At 71.3% G+C, this 16,695-nt stretch carries 12 protein-coding genes; 7 read left to right on the top strand and 5 right to left on the bottom strand.

Annotated elements, in window-relative coordinates; translation table 11 throughout:
• Positions 1-135: 135 nt before the first annotated feature.
• The 3 genes from H4F70_RS01875 to H4F70_RS01865 all read left to right on the top strand — a co-directional run bounded on the left by H4F70_RS01875 (position 136) and on the right by H4F70_RS01865 (position 3,285).
• Entirely contained in the window at positions 136-615 is a 480-nt protein-coding gene (locus tag H4F70_RS01875) for a limonene-1,2-epoxide hydrolase family protein (RefSeq protein WP_182358820.1), read from the top strand.
• A gap of 98 nt (positions 616-713) precedes the next feature.
• Positions 714-2,537: an ABC transporter substrate-binding protein/permease gene (locus H4F70_RS01870; RefSeq protein WP_182358819.1), complete on the top strand. Its 1,824-nt coding sequence runs from the start codon at positions 714-716 to the stop codon at positions 2,535-2,537.
• 1 nt (position 2,538) lies between these two features.
• The gene (locus H4F70_RS01865) at positions 2,539-3,285 is read left to right on the top strand and encodes an amino acid ABC transporter ATP-binding protein (RefSeq protein WP_182358818.1); all 747 of its coding nucleotides are present in this window, start codon (positions 2,539-2,541) and stop codon (positions 3,283-3,285) included.
• A 24-nt stretch (positions 3,286-3,309) separates the two neighbouring features.
• Here the strand turns inward: H4F70_RS01865 and H4F70_RS01860 are convergent, their stop codons facing one another.
• Complete coding sequence (locus H4F70_RS01860) at positions 3,310-5,874, bottom strand: helix-turn-helix transcriptional regulator (protein WP_182358817.1); 2,565 nt, start codon at positions 5,872-5,874, stop codon at positions 3,310-3,312.
• Between the two features lie 719 nt (positions 5,875-6,593).
• On the opposite strand from H4F70_RS01860, the gene H4F70_RS01855 reads away from it, so the two are divergent.
• The 3 genes from H4F70_RS01855 (at position 6,594) to H4F70_RS01845 (ending at position 9,025) form a co-directional block, all read left to right on the top strand.
• Complete coding sequence (locus tag H4F70_RS01855) at positions 6,594-6,743, top strand: hypothetical protein (protein ID WP_182358816.1); 150 nt, start codon at positions 6,594-6,596, stop codon at positions 6,741-6,743.
• A 270-nt stretch (positions 6,744-7,013) separates the two neighbouring features.
• Positions 7,014-8,540 carry a phytoene desaturase family protein gene (locus tag H4F70_RS01850; protein WP_182358815.1) on the top strand — a complete coding sequence of 509 codons (1,527 nt, stop codon included), beginning with the start codon at positions 7,014-7,016 and terminating at the stop codon, positions 8,538-8,540.
• A gap of 29 nt (positions 8,541-8,569) precedes the next feature.
• On the top strand, positions 8,570-9,025 hold the full coding sequence (locus tag H4F70_RS01845) for a hypothetical protein (RefSeq protein WP_182358814.1): 456 nt from the start codon (positions 8,570-8,572) through the stop codon (positions 9,023-9,025).
• Here H4F70_RS01845 and H4F70_RS01840 read toward each other — a convergent pair.
• Positions 8,988-9,665, bottom strand: a complete 678-nt coding sequence (locus H4F70_RS01840; RefSeq protein ID WP_182358813.1) for a hypothetical protein — start codon at positions 9,663-9,665, stop codon at positions 8,988-8,990. The two genes, H4F70_RS01845 and H4F70_RS01840, sit on opposite strands and share 38 nt — an antisense overlap.
• Positions 9,666-9,757: 92 nt before the next feature.
• Positions 9,758-11,329, bottom strand: a complete 1,572-nt coding sequence (locus H4F70_RS01835) for an amino acid permease (RefSeq protein WP_182358812.1) — start codon at positions 11,327-11,329, stop codon at positions 9,758-9,760.
• 43 nt (positions 11,330-11,372) lie between these two features.
• On the opposite strand from H4F70_RS01835, the gene H4F70_RS01830 reads away from it, so the two are divergent.
• Positions 11,373-11,876 (top strand): Lrp/AsnC family transcriptional regulator, encoded by a 504-nt coding sequence (locus H4F70_RS01830; protein WP_182358811.1) that lies wholly within the window; start codon positions 11,373-11,375, stop codon positions 11,874-11,876.
• A 20-nt stretch (positions 11,877-11,896) separates the two neighbouring features.
• On the opposite strand, the gene H4F70_RS01825 is transcribed toward H4F70_RS01830, so the two are convergent.
• Positions 11,897-13,006, bottom strand: coding sequence for a Glu/Leu/Phe/Val dehydrogenase dimerization domain-containing protein (locus H4F70_RS01825; protein ID WP_235681283.1), 1,110 nt, complete (start codon positions 13,004-13,006; stop codon positions 11,897-11,899).
• Positions 13,007-13,106: 100 nt separating this feature from the next.
• Positions 13,107-16,664: an indolepyruvate ferredoxin oxidoreductase family protein gene (locus tag H4F70_RS01820; RefSeq protein ID WP_182358810.1), complete on the bottom strand. Its 3,558-nt coding sequence runs from the start codon at positions 16,662-16,664 to the stop codon at positions 13,107-13,109.
• Between the last annotated feature and the right edge of the window lie 31 nt (positions 16,665-16,695).

The raw sequence follows: 16,695 nt of genomic DNA, 5'->3' as shown, positions 1-16,695 counted from the left end.
AAGCCGCATGCTGCGCCGGGATGAACTCCCGGCGAAGTTCCGTCGACACTTCCGACCGGTCCTCCCCGGACGCGCCCCGGGGTATGGAATCGTGGTGCCGCACGCCCGGATCGACCGCCGACGGAGGGGATTCGCATGACCGAGGACAGGGCCGAGGCCGGAACCGGAGTCGTTGCCGCCGGTAGCGCGGCGGAACCCGACGACCCGATCGCCGTCGTCCGGCGTTTCCTCGGCGCCCTCGCCGCGCGCGACGGGCGGACCGCCATGGAGCTCGTCGACCCGCACATCGTCTACACCAACGTGGGGCTGGCCACCGTGCGCGGCGAGCGCAGGATGCGCACGGTGGTGGACCTGCTCGGCCGCCCGGGGGTCGGCTTCGGCGTCCACACCCTCACCGCGGCCGCCGACGGCGACGTGGTGCTCACCGAACGGATCGACGAGATCCGCGTGGGCCCGCTGCGCATGCGGTTCTGGGTGTGCGGCAAGTTCGCCGTCGACGACGGCCGGATCACGCTGTGGCGCGACTACTTCGACTTCCTCGACTGCACCAAGGCGTTCCTGCGGGCACTCGCGGGCCTGGCGTCGCCGGCGCTCAACAGGCGCATGCCCGGCTGACTGCCGGCCTCCGCCACACCCGCACCCCGGCGTGCGGCGGCGCACACCCGCGCCCCGAGACCCGCGGTGCGCAGGTGCCGGCGGTTATCCTTCTGCGCATGTCCAGACGCGCGGCGGGCCGTATTCGCATACTGATCGGGCTCGTGCTCGTCGCGATCCTCGGCAGCGCGATCGCTGCCTGCGGCTCCGGTGCCGGCTCCGAGGCGTCCGGCGGCGCACCGCAGGGCCAGTGCGCGCCGCGCGGGCTGGCCGGCGCCACCGCGGCGCCCGCCAACGTCGACACCTCCGCGGCCGGCGAGGACCGCTACACCACGGCCGGCGTCACACCGCTGGACCGTATCGACACCTCCGCGCTGCACCTGAGCACGCCGGGCTTGATCACCGTCGGCACGCTGTCCGACGCGCCGCCGAGCATCTGCGTCAACTCGGACAACGTCTACACCGGCTTCGACAACGAACTGCTGCGCGCAGTGGCCGCCAAGCTGGGCCTGCAGGTGAAGTTCGTGGGCACCGACTTCGCCGGGCTGCTGGCGCAAGTGGCGGCCGGCCGGTTCGACGTCGGGTCGTCGTCGATCACCGCCACCGCCGAGCGGCGGCAGACCGTCGGCTTCACCAACGGGTACGACTTCGGCTACTTCTCCCTCGTCGCCCCCGCGGGCGGCGCCGTGCAGACGTTCTCCGACCTGGGCCCCGGCACCCGCATCGGCGTAGTGCAGGGCACCGTGCAGGACGACTACGTGGTCAACACCCTGCATCTGCACCCGGTGAAGTTCCCCGACTACGCCACCGCCTACGCCAACCTGAAATCCGGCCAGATCGACGCCTGGGTGGCGCCTTCGCAACAGGCGACCGGCGCGATCAAACCCGGCGACGGCATGGCCATCGTGCAGAACACCTTCAGCCTGGACAACTACATCGGCTGGGCGGTAGCCAAGAACAACCAGCCGCTGATCGACGCGCTCAACGCGGGGCTCGACGCGGTGATCGCCGACGGCACCTGGGCGGAGCTCTACACCGACTGGGTGCCGCGCCCGCTGCCGGACGGGTGGAAGCCGGGCAGCAAGGCCGCGCCGATGCCGGTGCTCCCCGACATCCAGGCCGCCGCCGAGGCCAACGCGGCCGCGGCCGCCGACCGGGCCGCCGCGGCGCCCGAGCAGCAGCCGCGCTCGACGTTGCAGCAGCTGGGCGACACCTTCTTCGACTGGTCGCTGTACAAACAGGCGTTCCCGGACCTGATCAAGACCGGCTTGCCGAACACGCTGATCCTCTCCGTCACCGCCGGTATCGCGGGCACCGTGCTGGGCATGCTGCTGGCCGTCGCCGGCATCTCCCGGCATTGGTGGTTGCGCTGGCCCTCCCGCATCTACACCGACGTGTTCCGCGGGCTGCCCGCGGTGGTGATCATCCTCATCGTCGGCCTCGGCGTCGGGCCCATCGTGCAGGGCATCACCGGCAACAATCCGTACTGGCTCGGCGCCGCGGCGCTGGCGCTCATGTCGTCGGCCTACATCGGCGAGATCTTCCGTTCCGGCATCCAGAGCGTCGAGTCCGGGCAGATGGAGGCGTCGCGCGCCCTCGGCTTCAGCTATTCGGGCGCCATGCGGCTGGTGGTGGTCCCGCAGGGCGTGCGCCGTGTGCTGCCGGCGCTGATGAACCAGTTCATCTCGCTGATCAAGGACTCGTCGCTCATCTACTTCCTGGGGCTCATCGTCACCCAGCGCGAACTGTTCGCCGTGGGCCGCGACCTCAACGCGCAGACCGGCAACCTCTCCCCGCTGGTGGCGGCCGGGATCCTGTACCTGGTGCTCACGATCCCGCTGACGCACCTGGTCAACTACATCGACCACCGCCTGCGCACCGGCCGTCCGGACTCGTCCGGCGCCCTCGACCCGGCGGACGCGAAGCTCCTGGAGGAGGCCTGACATGGCGGTCACCGATGAGACCGGCTCGGTGTCGCTCACCGGCACCGGCCTGCACTTGGCGTTCGGCCGCAACGCGGTGCTGCGCGGCGTCGACCTGCACGTGGACGCCGGCAAGACCGTGACGGTGATCGGACCGTCGGGATCCGGCAAGTCGACGCTGCTGCGCGTGCTCAACCGCCTGCACGAGCCCGACGCCGGCGACATCCTGCTGGGCGGCGAATCCGTGCTGCACGACAACCCGGACCGGCTGCGCCGACGGATCGGCATGGTGTTCCAGCACTTCAACCTGTTTCCGCACAAGTCGGTGCTCGACAACGTGGCACTGGCGCCGCGCAAGCTGCAGAAGATGGGCAAGGAACAGGCGCGCACCCTGGCCCGCGAGCAGCTCGAACTGGTGGGGCTCGCCGCCAAGGCCGGATCACGCCCCGGCGCCCTCTCCGGCGGCCAGCAGCAGCGCGTGGCCATCGCGCGCGCCCTGGCGATGCGTCCGCAGGTGATGTTCTTCGACGAGGCCACCAGCGCCCTCGACCCCGAACTGGTCAAGGGGGTGCTCGCCCTCATGGCGGACCTGTCGTCGAGCGGCATGACCATGGTGGTGGTCACCCACGAGATGGGCTATGCCCGCGAGGTGTCGGACACGGTGCTGTTCATGGACCAGGGCACCGTGGTGGAGACGGGCGCCCCGGAGAAGATCTTCGAGGCGCCGGAGACCGCACGGCTGCAGCAGTTCCTCTCGCAGGTGTTGTAGCCGACGGCGCCGGGCCCGGGCGCATCAGAAGAGTGACAGCCTGCGCGCCGCCTCCACGGCCTGGTCCCGGTTGTGCACCGTCAGCTTGCGGTAGACGGAGCTCAGCTGTGTCTTGACGGTGTTCTCGGAGACGAAGAGCGTCGCGGCGATCTCCCGGCGGCTCTTGCCTTCTGCTATGAGCCGGAGCACCGCGAGTTCGCGTGGCGTGAGCGTGACCATCGTCAGCCGCCCGGCGAAGACGTCGACATCGTCGTGTTTCTCCCACACCGCACGGATCGGATCCGCATCCGGCAGCAACTGCAGCATCCGCTGCCGATGCATGCGCGGCACGAGCAGCAGCGGGCGAACGGAGCCCGAGTGCTGCGCGGCCGCCGCGGCCCGGCCCAGCGCCGCACGGGCCCGGTCGTCCTCGCCGCGTGCCGCGTGCGCAGCCGCGCAGATGACGAGGCCATCGATGAACGTGCACGGGCGGCCCGCCAGGCCGGAGCAATCGCCCAGCTTTTCGTGCACCGCCGCAAGATCACCGTTCAACAGGTGTATCCGCGCTGCCCGCACGCTCGCCCCCGGTGATCGCGGTGGGCCGTCCACCGCACGCAGTGCCTCGTTTCCACGGCCGAGCGCGGTGAGCAGATCACAGCGCATCAGACTCAGCGTCCGCTCCGCGAACGACCGCGGTGGCGCCCACCTCGAGTACTGTCGCAGCGCCCTGTCGATCAGGTCGAGCCCCTCCTGCAGGCTGCCCCGGTTCAGGAGCACGGCGCAGTGCGCATGGATCATCGGCGCCCAGAACTCCTCGGTGTCCTCGGGTGTGCCCAGCGCGTCGAGGGCTGTTTCCGCTGCGTCGACATCGATCGCGTCGAGCGCGAGGAATACGTCGGCCACCCGGCCCGGAATGCGGACGCGCGTGGCCAGCCATCCCCCCGGATCCGGGTACTGCCGCTCGATCGCAAGCCACCGCCGCGCCCGGTCCATCGCTCCGGTCAGTGCATCGTTCATGGCCAGGGTTCCGGCGGCGTTCTTCACCATGAAGTCGACGCCCAGCGCCTTGGACTCCGCGAAGGTCTCCCGAAATTGCGCTTCGGCCGTGGCCAGATCGCCCGCGAGCTCGTGCGCGATCGCCCATTGGCCCCGGTAGAGCGGCAGGTACCCCTTGATCAGCTCATGCTCGCCGGACGGCACCCCGGCGACCCGGTCCGCGATCCGGGTCGCAAGCGCAGCGCCGTCCTCGAACGCGCCGGAGAGACGCAGCAGCACGATGCTCGCCGTCGCGCCGGACACGACATCGGACAGCGGCAGGCCCGCATCGTCCCCCAGCGCATCGTTTCCCAGCCCATCGGCGCTGCGCGACATCCGCGTCACCACGCCGAAAGTGCCGGCATCGAGCCCCGCGAAGACGGACCGCCCCATCTCGACCATCGGATCGTGCCGCGAGCATTCGGGCGGCAGCACCTCGAGGAACGTGCGCACCAGCTGGATGTCCTGGCGCATCAAGTGGGAGAAGTCGCGGCGCATGAACTCCGTGGCACGCGGCCAGTCCCCCACGGCCATGAGCACGCGCAGCGCCGACGCCTGGTCGCCGGAAGCCGCCAGGCGGTCGGTCAGCGCGTCGAGCACCTCCGGGCCGGCCGACGGTGCACCGTCCGCGATCCGCTCCACCAGCGCCCACCGCGCCACGGGGGCCACAGACCAGCGCTCGTCGTCCCGGCCCGGGTCCGACCACTGGACACCGACGGTATCCGCCCACGCCGTGACCGCGGCAGGATCCTCTACGGACGCGATAGCGGCGAGCGTCCTCACCGGCGCGCTGCCCAGCACCGCAAGCGCGGTGAACATGTCCGAGTTCCGGGTGGCCCGCGGCAGCCCGGCCAGGGAATCCTCCACACGGCCGGCGACCGATGCCCGCAGCGGCGCCCACACGTCGTCGTACGGGTCGATATAGCCGACGTCGTCCGCCCAGCCCGACGCCGCGAGGTGTCGCAGCGCCGGCTCCGCCGCATCGGCCAGGGCGGGGACTCCGCCGAGGAATCCGTTGACGGCCGACGACGACGCCGGGGGAAACTCGATCCCGGCGACCCGCAGCAGGTCCGCGAACTCCGCGTCGGTGAACGCCAGTTCCGCGGCGCCGAGCAGGCCCACCTCCATGCCGGCTGTGGCGGCGGCCAGCGCTGCCGACCGCGTCCGGGCGATGATCAGCACCCGGATTCCGGGGTGGCAGGAAGAGAAAACAGCGATGTCCTCGAGCGCACCCGGCCCCAGGGCCCCCGCCGTGCCGTCCGCGCCGTCCTCCAGCACGATGACCACCCGGCACGGCCGCGCCGGGGCTGCGGCTGCGATGACCTCCTCGACGATACCCAGGCAGCGGCCCGAGTCGGACACGGCGCGCGCAGTCGCTTCATGCACCTCTGCGCCCGCGTCGGCGCCCGCGCGCAGCCACTGCCGCGCGAGCGTCCTCTTCCCGAACCCGCGTGGCGCGGCCAGCACCACCACCGGTCCGGCATCGTCCAACGCACCGAGCAGCCTCGTCCGGACGAGCGGCGTGCCGAACCAGCGTCGACGATTCGACTCCCCTGTGGCCACTTCTCCTCTCATCGGCACGCCCCTCCTCGACCACGTTCGTGTACACGAACTGTCCGCAGCGCGGAGCAGTACACGTTGTGCGGCACTCGGCGACCCAAGGAAAGTGATCGCACATTCTTTTCACGCAATGGCGCTCAATTGCATGCGCTCACCGAAACTCCGACGCCGTGCCGCGCAGGACAGGGACTGCCTCCGCAGGGCCCACTGTGACAGCACCCCAATCGTGCACGTGCACGACTGCAGAATCCACGACATTATCCCACTCGGATTTCCGAGCCGGGGTATCAAGGCAACGGCCGACTCCGGGAGCCGGGGCCCCGGAAAGGTCGGGTAGGGGCGCTGTGACCTCCAACTTCGCTTCAATGTGATCGGCGTGGCGGCGGAAAAGGATGTGACCTATGGGATTGGATGGGAGTGCGACATCAACCAACCGGTCCCGATGTCACATCCGTATGCCATCATCGCCCACGCCGACCGCCACCGCGACACGGGACGATCGCGGCCCTCATCGCCACGCTGTTCGTCGGCTTCGTCTACGTGACCACGGTGTGCGCGATCGTCGCCCGGGGGCAAGCGCCTCGTCCGCCCCGGACTGACGCCGGGAGTTCATGATGCGTACACCGCTCCGGCCCTGCGCACATGGATCGTGGAGAAGCTGCTGGAGATGTCGCTGCTGATGAAGGGCGAACGGCTGCCGGCGCTACGTCCAGCCGGGCGGAGTCCCCTGGGTCATGCGTGGAAGCACCTGGCCCGGCACCTACGGGAGCTACCTGGGACTGCGCCTGGGTGCGTACCTCGCCGCCGAGCGTTGGGGGTGCGGGGTGCTCCCCGGCGAAACGGTGGACTGTATCCGCACGCCCGGCTCCGCGGTGACCTGGTGACGACCACGGCCGCGGTCCAGTACGCCTGATCGGCGCTGTGTCCCGCACCGTGCGCTCCGCCTGCAGTCCCGCCTCGAGCACCATGTGTATCAGGGTCTCCGACACGCGGCGCACCGGCGCGTTCCGGTGGGGATTTCTTCGAACCACTACGGACGGCGGACCACAGGCGGATGATTGATCGGTAGGAACCCTCTTCGTCCGGGCGGCGGTACGGCACCGCCTCGCCCGAAGAGTCGAGAATCCTGACGAGCCGAGAAACCGAGGGCCACCATGCCCCAGCATGACGCGATCGTGGTGGGCGCAGGACACAACGGCCTCACCTGCGCGTGCTACTTGGCGAAGGCCGGTTTGCGCGTGCTCGTGGTCGAGGCAAGCCCCACGATCGGCGGCATGACCACCACGCGCGAGCTGGTTCTGCCCGGGTTCCGCACCGACGTCCACGCCAGTGGCTACCAACTCGCCAATCTGTCGTCGGCGCCGGACGAGCTCGAGCTGCGACGGTTCGGCCTCGATCTCATCCGTCCGGAGGTGTCGCTGTGCAAAGCGTTTCCGGACGGCACCTGCGTGAGCATCCACGATTCCGTGGACCGGACCTGCGCAGACATCGCACGCGCGTCCGTCCGCGACGCGGAAGCGTGGCGGGCCCTCTACCGGGGCTACCTCGACGGTAAGGACGCACTACGGCAGGAACTCGAATCCGCCCCGCGGCCCTGGGCGGAAATGCTCGCAGAGGACCTCCGCGGCTCCCGCGCAGGCGAGCGCATCCGGTTTCGCTTCCAATCCGTCCGCACGTGGGCCGAGGAGAATTTCGAGTCGGAGTCGATGCGCATCCTGCTCGCGGATTTCGCGGGTCACGCAGGCTTCGCGCCCGACGACGCCGGCGGAGCCGCCTTCGCCTTCCTGTTCCTTGCCGTCATCCAGGACGTGGGCAACCGGGCGGTCGAGGGCGGCATGGGACGACTTGCGGAGTCCCTCGCCGCGTGTCTTGCCCAGCACGGCGGCCGGATCCGCACAGGCGCGATGGTCACGCGGATCCGCGTCGGCGACGGCAAGGCGGTGGGCGTGGATCTGGCGGACGGAACCTTCCTGCCGGCAGGGGTCATCGCCTCCAGCGTCCACCCGCGCCGGCTGATACTCGAACTGCTCGCGGACGCAGACCTCGGACGGACGCTGATCACCGATGCGGAACACTACGAGGTCGGCGCAGCGCAGATGGGCATCTACGTCGCTCTCTCCGAACCCGTGCACTACAGCGCCGGGGCGACGGCCTCCTCCGCCACCCAGGTGCACCTGATGCCGCCGACCATCGACTCCCTCGCCGATGCGTTCCGCACGGCCCGCGCCGATCGGCTGCCCGACGAGCCCTCGGCGTTCGTGGTGAACGAGGCCGCCATCGACCCCGGTCGCGTGCCGGAGGGGCGGTCCGCGCTCAAGGTGGTCCTCACCACGGTCCCGTTCGACGTCGACTGGCCGCGGCTCGGGGCCGGTTACGCGCGATCCGTCCTCCGGTCGATCACCGAGCGGTACATCCCCGATCTGGAAGACAAGATCCTCGCGGTCTCGGTGATGACTCCCCCGGACTACGAGGCGGACGTCTCCTCTGCGGTGCACGGGACAGTGACGCACGGCGCGATGACCGTGTATCAGCAGGGCGCACTGCGGCCTGTACCGGAGCTCGGCCAGTACAAGGGTCCGGTGAGCGGGCTCTATCTCTGCGGCGCGGGCAGCCACCCCGGCCCCGGAGTCTCGATGATGCCCGGACGCAATGCCGCCCACGTGATCCTCGCGGAGCTGTAACCGGGGCGTACCTCGCGTTCAGTGTCCGGGTGCTGTCACGGCCTCGCCTCGAGCACCATGTTCATCGGGGTCTCCGACACGCGGCGCACCTGGCCGAACCCCGCCTCACCCAGAACCTCGCGCCGCTCGTGCACGCCGACGAACGCAGGAGCGGGGCATGGCCGCAGGTGTGGAAGACCGTGCGCAGCCTCGCCGAACTGTGCCTGGCGCACGGGCGCGACGAGGACGCGGCCTTCTTCTTCGCCGCCGCCGATGCCGCGCCCTCCGCACCCCACATCTACCGGGAGGAGATCGGCCGCTACGCCGGGTTCGCCCATGCACTGCGGGAACGCATGGAACCGGCGGTCGCCGACGTGGTCGAGCGGCTCGCGCGCGGGGCGACCCGTACCGCGGTGGTCGAGCGGGCCATCGAGGTTGCGGCGGAGACGCGCACTGTCGGCGACGGGGTCACTCGCGGGAGAGCACCGAGTCCACGGGCAGGATGACGAACTCCTGGTCCTCGGTGAGCACGTTGACGAAACCCGGGTCCACGCTCATGACATACCCGATCACCTCGCCGTCCGTCGTGCCGATGTGCTCGAGCGGCACCCACGGGGTCTGCACGAATGCGGCGGCGATGAGCACGCCCGCGCCGCCGACCAGCCCCACTCGCGCCATCGCCAGTCCGAGGACCCGGCGCAGAGGGAAGCGACGCGGAAGCATGCGGATCAGTGCGAACGCGCCGAGCACCCCGCCCACCGCGATCGGCAGCCACCAGGACGCATAACTCACCGTGAGCGCCACCAACAGCACCGCGCACACGATCAGCGGAAGGACCACGATCGGCCGGTGCCCGCGCGGCGACCACAGATGATCGGCGGCGAGCAGCGGCACCAGGATCACCAGCAGCGCCTCGACGAGGATGTGTCCGCCCATGAGCGAACCGAACAGCAGGCCGACGCCGTCGCTGAGGCTCAGCGTGGTCGAGACGTTGAACGCTGTCGCCCAGTCGTACCCCGACACCGCGAAGATCCGCAGCAGCACGAACGCGAATGCCCACACGGCCAGCGGCGCGGCGGTCCACGCGCTGCTGCGCGACCGGCTCTCACCCTCTGTTCCGGAGGCGTTCGCATCGTCATCGCTCACGCACCGATCATGCACCGCCGGAGGCGGCCGGGCCGCGGGGACACGCACAGGTACCCGCGGCCCGGCCGGGGCGGCCAGTCGCGCCGGGCGGATCAGCCCGGCGATGTGCCCTGCAGCTCCCGCTCCGGCTCGGCCTCGGCATCGCAGGACGGTGCAGCGGCGGCTACTCCCGCCGGGGCGGCCAGCCGCCGCCCCAGCACCGAATGCCGCCGGCTGTACGCGAAGTACACGGCCACGCCCAGCACCATCCATACGACGAATCGGATCCAGGTCTCCACCGCCAGGTTGAGCATCAGCCACCCGCAGGCCAGAACCGCCAGGATCGGCACCAACGGCACCAGCGGCACGCGGAACCCGCGCTTCAGGTCGGGCCGGGTGCGCCGCAGCACGATCACGCCGACGCACACCAGCACGAACGCGAACAGGGTGCCGATGTTGACCATCTCTTCGAGGGTGCTGATGGGGAAGATCGCGGTGATGGCGGCGACCAGCAGACCCACGATCAGCGTGATGCGCACCGGGACGCCCTTGCGGTCGGTCTTGGCCAGGCTGCGCGGCAGCAGGCCGTCGCGCGACATCGCGAACAGCACGCGCGTCTGCCCCATCATCATCACCATGACCACCGTCGTCAGCCCGGCGACCGCGCCGACGTTGATCGCCGTCTGCGCCCAGGTGATGCCGTGCGCCTCGAACGCCGTGGCCAGGGTGGCGCCGCCGTCGCCGGCCAGCGCGCTGCCGGTCTGCAGGTCGGTGTACGGCACCATGCCGGTAAGCACCAGCGTCACCAGCACGTACAGCACCGTGACGATGGCGAGCGAGCCGAGGATGCCGCGGGGCAGGGACTTCTGCGGGTTCTTCGTCTCCTCCGCGGTCGTGGACACCACGTCGAAGCCGATGAACGCGAAGAACACCAGGCTCGCCGCCGCAAGCAGCCCGTACCAGCCGTAGGTGCTGCCGTCGGCGCCGGTGAGCACCGAGAACAACGTGCGGCTGAGCCCGCCGCCGGTCGAACCGGCCTTGTCCTGCGCCTCCGGCAGGTACGGCGAGTAGTTGGAGGTGTTGATGTAGAAGGCGCCGACGACGATCACCAGCAGCACCACGGTGATCTTGACCGCGGTGACCACGGTGGACACCATCGACGACATCTTGGCGCCCACTGCCAGCACGCCGGTGACCGCACCGACGATGAGCAGTGCGCCCCAGTCGAATTCGATCGGCCCCAGGTCGATCACCGTGGCACCCGACATGCCCAGCAGGTCGCCCAGGTACAGCGACCACCCCTTGGAGATCACCGCAGAGGCCAGGGCGAACTCGAGTATCAGGTCCCAGCCGATGATCCAGGCGACGAACTCGCCGAACGTCGCGTAGGAGAACGTGTACGAGCTGCCCGCCACCGGCACCGTGGACGCGAACTCGGCGTAGCACATCACCGCCAGGCTGCAGCAGACCGCGGCGATGAGGAATGCGATGGCCACCGACGGCCCGGCCAGGTCGCCGGCCGCGCGCGCCGTGACGGTGAAGATCCCCGCGCCCACGGCCACCGCCACCCCGAAGATGATGAGGTCACGCGTGGTGAGCTGGCGTTTGAGCCGCGTGCCCGGCTCGTCGGTGTCCTGGATGGATTGCTCGATGGATTTGGTGCGCCAGATTCCGGTTCCCGGCATGGCAAGCTCCTGGTGGAAGTGGAAGAGGTGGGATAGTGGAGGGGTGACGGATCTCGATCGTCTGGACGCCGCGCTGCTCGCCGCGCTCACGGAGAACCCGCGCGCCGGGGTGGTGAGCCTCGCCGCACAGTTGGGCGTCACCCGCAATACGGTGCAGTCCCGGCTGCGCCGGCTCGAGGAGTCCGGCACGGTGACCGGCTACCGTCCCGTCCTGGACCTGCCGGCGCTGGGGCTGCCGCTGCAGGCGTTCATCGGCGTGGGCCTGGAGCAGGCGCGGCTGCCGCAGGTGATCGCCGAGCTCGGCCGGATGCCCGAGGTGCTCGAGGTGCACTCCACCACCGGCCGGGAAGACCTGCTGGTGCGGATGGCGGCCGAGTCGCAGGAGGCGATGCTCCACCAGCTCGAACGTCTGCACGCGATCCCCGGGGTCGCCCACACGACGACCACCCTGGCCCTGACGACGCCGGTGGCCTATCGGACGCAACCGCTGCTGGACCACATCACCCGCGGCGCCGGGCACGGACGGTCGACGCCGGCGGCGGAGTGAGTGCCGCCGGCCGACCGCCGTCACGCCCCGTCGATGCGCTCCTCGGCCACCCGGTCGGCGGCGTGCCCGGGGGTGGTGCCCTCCGCCCGGGCCCGGTCGAGGATCTCCGCGGCGCGCCCGCCGATGGCCCGCACGCGCGATTCGACCACCGCTCCGTCGTCGCCCGCACGCTCCCCGGCCACCTGGATCAGGCCGCCCGCGTTCGCGAGGTAGTCCGGCACCCAGGTGATCCCGCGCGCCGCAAGCATCGTATCGACGTGCGCGTCGGAGAGTTGGTTGTTCGCCGAGCCGCACACCAGCTGCGCACCCAGCCCGTCGACCCCACCCGGGGTGAGGGTGCCGCCCAGCGCGCACGGCGCGTAGACGTCGAGCCGCTCGCCGCCCAGGCCGTCCGCGGCGCGTACGCCGGGGAAACGCTCGAGCATGCCGGCGACGGCCGCCGCGTTCACGTCGGTGACCACCACGCGGGCCCCGGCGTCGACGAGCATGCGCACCAGCTCGCGGCCCACCTTGCCGACGCCCTCGACGCCCACGGTCAGCCCGGCCGGCGTCTCCGCTCCCCACACGTGCCGGGTGCCGGCCCGCATCGACTCGTACACCCCCAGCGCGGTGAGGTAGGAGCTGTCGCCCGATCCGCCGGCCCCCGCGGTGCGCCCCACCACGTGGTCGGTGTGCCGGCCGATCACGTCCAGGTCGGACGCGTCGGTGCCCACGTCGGCGGCGGTGATGTAGCGCCCGCCGAGCGCCTCGACGAACCGCCCGTAGGCGCCCAGCAGCGCCTCGGTCTTCATCGTGGCCGGGTCGCCGATGATGACGGCCTTGCCGCCGCCCAGGTCGGCGCCCGCCACCGCGGACTTGTAGGTCATGCCCAGCGACAGGCGCAGCGCGTCGTCGAGCGCCGCCGCCTCGGTGGCGAACGGGTGGAAGCGGGTGCCGCCCAGGGCGGGTCCCAGCGTGGTGGAGTGGATGGCGATGATCGCGCGCAGCCCGGTCTCCGCGTCGGCCACGTGCACCACCTGCTCGTGCGGGCGGTCGGTGAGGCGGCGGGATCCGGCGAACACCCCCGGGGAGCCGTCGACGTCCGGATCGGTGGCGGTGCGCGCGTCCATGCGGGTGAGGGTGGCGGTCATCAGGTGGTGTCCCTTCCGGGGTTGCGGTCCGGCCCGGTGTACGGGCCGGGTTGTCGCCCGACGCGAGGATCGCTCGGCGTGCGGGGGTCTATGGGGTGGATCAGAAGTCGTCGGGGATGCCGAGAGCGGCGAGGCGTTCGCGGTAGGTCGCGACGTTCGCGAGCTTGACGTCCTCATAGCCGCGGATGATCTCCGGCAGCCCGGCGAACTCCACCGCGCGGGCGTAGCCGTCCGCCGTGTGCAGCTCGCCCAGGAGCCCGTCGACGGTGGCCTCGTAGTGGGCCAGCAGGCCCCGCTCCAACCGGCGCATCGCGGTGCGGCCGAACGGGTCCAGGCGCGTGCCGCGCAGCCGGCGTCCGTGGGCGAGCGCCCGCAGGAGGGCGTGCGAGCGGGGGCCGAAGCCGATCTTGCGGGTGCGGCCGAGCGCCTTGAGCGTCGGCGGGTGCAGCTTGAACGTGAGGTCCGTGCCGCCGGGCACCTGGCCCTGCACCGCGTCCGCGAAGGCCGGGTCGGTGAGCAGCCGCGCCACCTCGTACTCGTCCTTGTAGGCGGTGAGCTTGTAGAGCCCGCGCGCCACGGCCTCGGTGAACTCCCCGGAGCCGCCGGCGGCCCGCTCCGCATCCCACGCGCGCTGCACGCGCCGCAGGTAGCGCCCGGCGAGAGCCTCGTTCTGGAAGTCGATGAGCTCCCCGGCGCGGAGCAGCGCGATCCTGCGGGTCTCGCCCTCCAGGCACAGCCCCTCGCGCAGGCGGTCGGGCACCGCGGTGCGCCGCTGCGCGTGCGCCGGGGCCGCTGCGGCCGAGAAGGTCCCGGGCTCGGCGATGGCGGCGCGGCCCCAGCGGAATGCGGCGACGTTCTCGTCCACCGACTTGCCGTTGATGCCGATGGCCTCCTCGATGGCCTCCGCCGGGATCGGCAGGGCCCCCATCTGGTGGGCGGCGCCGACGACGAGGAAGTTGGCGGCGGTGGTGTTGCCGAAGAGCTCCTCGGCCGCGGCGAGCGCGTCGAACGATTCCAGGCGCCGCGCCACCGCGCCCACGCGGTCGAGCAGGTCGGCCTCGTCGGGGTGGCGCACGGAGCGGTCGTAGACCATATCCCCGGTGGGGGTGCGGCTCGTGGAGGCGGCCACCAGCGTGCGGTCGGCGTCGCCGTAGGCGAGGTTGTGCTCCTCGGCGGCGGTGAGCAGGTCCAGGGCGATGACGCCGGTGGCGCTGCCCGGGGTCACCCGGTTGGCCGGTTCCAGGGCGCCGCGGGCGAACCGCAAATGCGACACCACCGGCCCGGCCTTCTGGCTCATGCCGATCTGGTCGAGCGACTCCACGTCGAACCCGGCCCGCATGGCCGCGGTGGCCAGCACCTGGTTGACGGTGACGATGCCGGTGCCGCCGATGCCCGCGATGAACACGCTGTGCGTGCCCTCTCCAGCGGAGGGGCCGTCCGGCGCCGGCACTGCGGGCGGCTCGGGCACCGCGTCGCGCTGCGGGGTGAGCCCCTCGGGCGCTTCCACGATGACGAACGCCGGGCAATCGCCGTCCAGGCACGAATAGTCGGTGTTGCAGGAGGTCTGGTCGATGCGGGTCCTGGTGCCGAACTCGGTCTCCATCGGCTGCACCGACAGGCAATTGCTCTTGACGCCGCAGTCGCCGCACCCCTCGCACACCGCCGGGTTGATGACCACGCGGGTGTTGCGGGTGGGCAGCGTGCCGCGCTTGCGCTGCCGGCGGGCGTCCGCGGCGCAGTGCTGGTCGTAGACGAGCACGGTGACGCCCGGAACCTCCCGCAGCGCGCGCTGCGCCTCGTCGAGCCGGTCACGGTGCCACAGCTCCGCGTTGTCGGCGAAGCCGGCCGGACGCCGGGCGCCGAGTCGCGCGGCCGCCCTGCGGAACCGGGCGGGCACGCGGGTCAGGTGCCGCTCCGGTTCGTCGGCGCACACGATGATCCGCGCGACGCCCTCGAGCGCGAGCTTGCGGGTGAGGTCGGCGACGGTGAGCGCGCCTTCGGCGTCCTGCGCCCCGGTCATCGCCACGACATCGTTGTGCAGGATCTTGTAGGTGATGTTCACCCCGGCCGCCACGCACGCCTGCACCGCCAGCTGGCCGGAGTGGTAGTAGGTGCCGTCGCCGAGGTTCTGGAACGTGTGGGGCACGTCGGTGAACGGCGCTTGGCCGATCCACTGCGTCCCCTCGCCGCCCATCTGCGTCAGGCCGGTGACGGCGCTGTCGGCGCGGCCGGAGACGGTCACCAGCGTGTGGCAGCCGATGCCGCCGCCGCCGATCGAGCCGTCGGGCAGGGCGGTGGAGCGATTGTGCGGGCAGCCGCTGCAGAAGTACGGGGTCCGGTGGGCGGTGAGCGGTTCGATGCTCAGCGCCGGCGGCAGCGGTCTCTTCACCGGCGCGATGAGGCCGGTCGCGTGGTCCTCGAGCACGTGCCGCAGCGGGGCCAGCATCCGCCCGGTGTTGAGCTCGCCGTCCACGGGCATGAGCGGCCGGCCGTCGCGGTCGCGTTTGCCCAGGATGCGCGGCGCATCCGCGGTGCCGTAGAGGATCTCGCGGATCTGCGTCTCGACGAAAGCGGTCTTGTCCTCCACCACCAGCAGCTCGTCGAGCCCGGCCGCGAACTCGCGTACCCGCGCCGCCCCCAGCGGGGAGGGCATGCCGATGCGCAGCAGCCGGATGCCGGACCGGTGCAGCGCGCCGTCGTCCAGGCCCAGGTCCTTGAGCCCCTGGCGCACGGCGTCGAAGGCGGTGCCGGTGGCGGCGATGCCCAGGCGGGCGGCCGCCGGGTCGACCTCGATGACGTCGAGCCCGTTCGCCTCGCCGTAGGCCTCGACCACCGCGCGCCGCGGGCCGTAGAGGTCCTTCTCTGCGATGACGCTGTCGCCCGGCGCGGCGAGCGGGCGCTGCACGTACTCGAACGGCTTTCCGTCCCATTCGATCCGCGGCACGGTGATCTGCGGCGACAGCGCGCCGCCGTCGACGCTCCAGGATCCGTCGGCCACGTCAGCGACGATCTTGAGGGCCACGATGCAGCCGGACGCCCGCGACAGCGCGACGCCGTGCTGGCCCATCGTCACGATCTCCTCCGCATTGCGCGGGAACAGCACCGGGATGCCCAGCGCGGCGAGCGACCGCTCGCTCACCGCCGGCACTGTGGAGGACTTCGACGCCGGGTCGTCGCCCACCATGAGCAGCACACCGCCCGTGGGGCTCACGCCGTACATGTTCGCGTGCCGCAGCGCATCGGTGGCGCGGTCCAGGCCGGGGCCCTTGCCGTACCAGACGCCGACGACGCCGTCGTGCGTCGGCGTGCCGGCGCCCAGCTCCGCCTGGCTGCCCCACACCGCAGTCGCGGCGATCTCCTCGTTCATACCGGGCACGAAGGCGATGTCGTGCTCGGCGAGCACCTGCGGGATGCCGTGCAGCAGCGAGTCCACGCCGGCCAGGGGGCTGCCCGGGTAGCCGGAGACGAAGGTGCCCACGCGGCTCCCGGCGCGCAGATCCCGCACCTGCTGTTCGATCATCTGCCGGGCGATCGCCTGGATGCCGGTCAGCAGCACACGGCCCGTGCCGGGGCGGTAGCGGTCGCCCAGGTCGTAGGCCGGCTGCTCCGGCGCGGCCTGTGGGCCCGCCGGGAGCTCGCGGATCGTCGTCTCGGTCATCACGCTCCACCGTTCGGTCGGTGGTGTCCGC

The organism is Tomitella gaofuii (genome assembly GCF_014126825.1).
In the GTDB taxonomy this organism is placed as follows: domain Bacteria; phylum Actinomycetota; class Actinomycetes; order Mycobacteriales; family Mycobacteriaceae; genus Tomitella; species Tomitella gaofuii.
The sequence above is the reverse complement of the archived record's forward strand: the minus strand, read 5'-3'. Positions and strand labels throughout refer to the sequence as shown.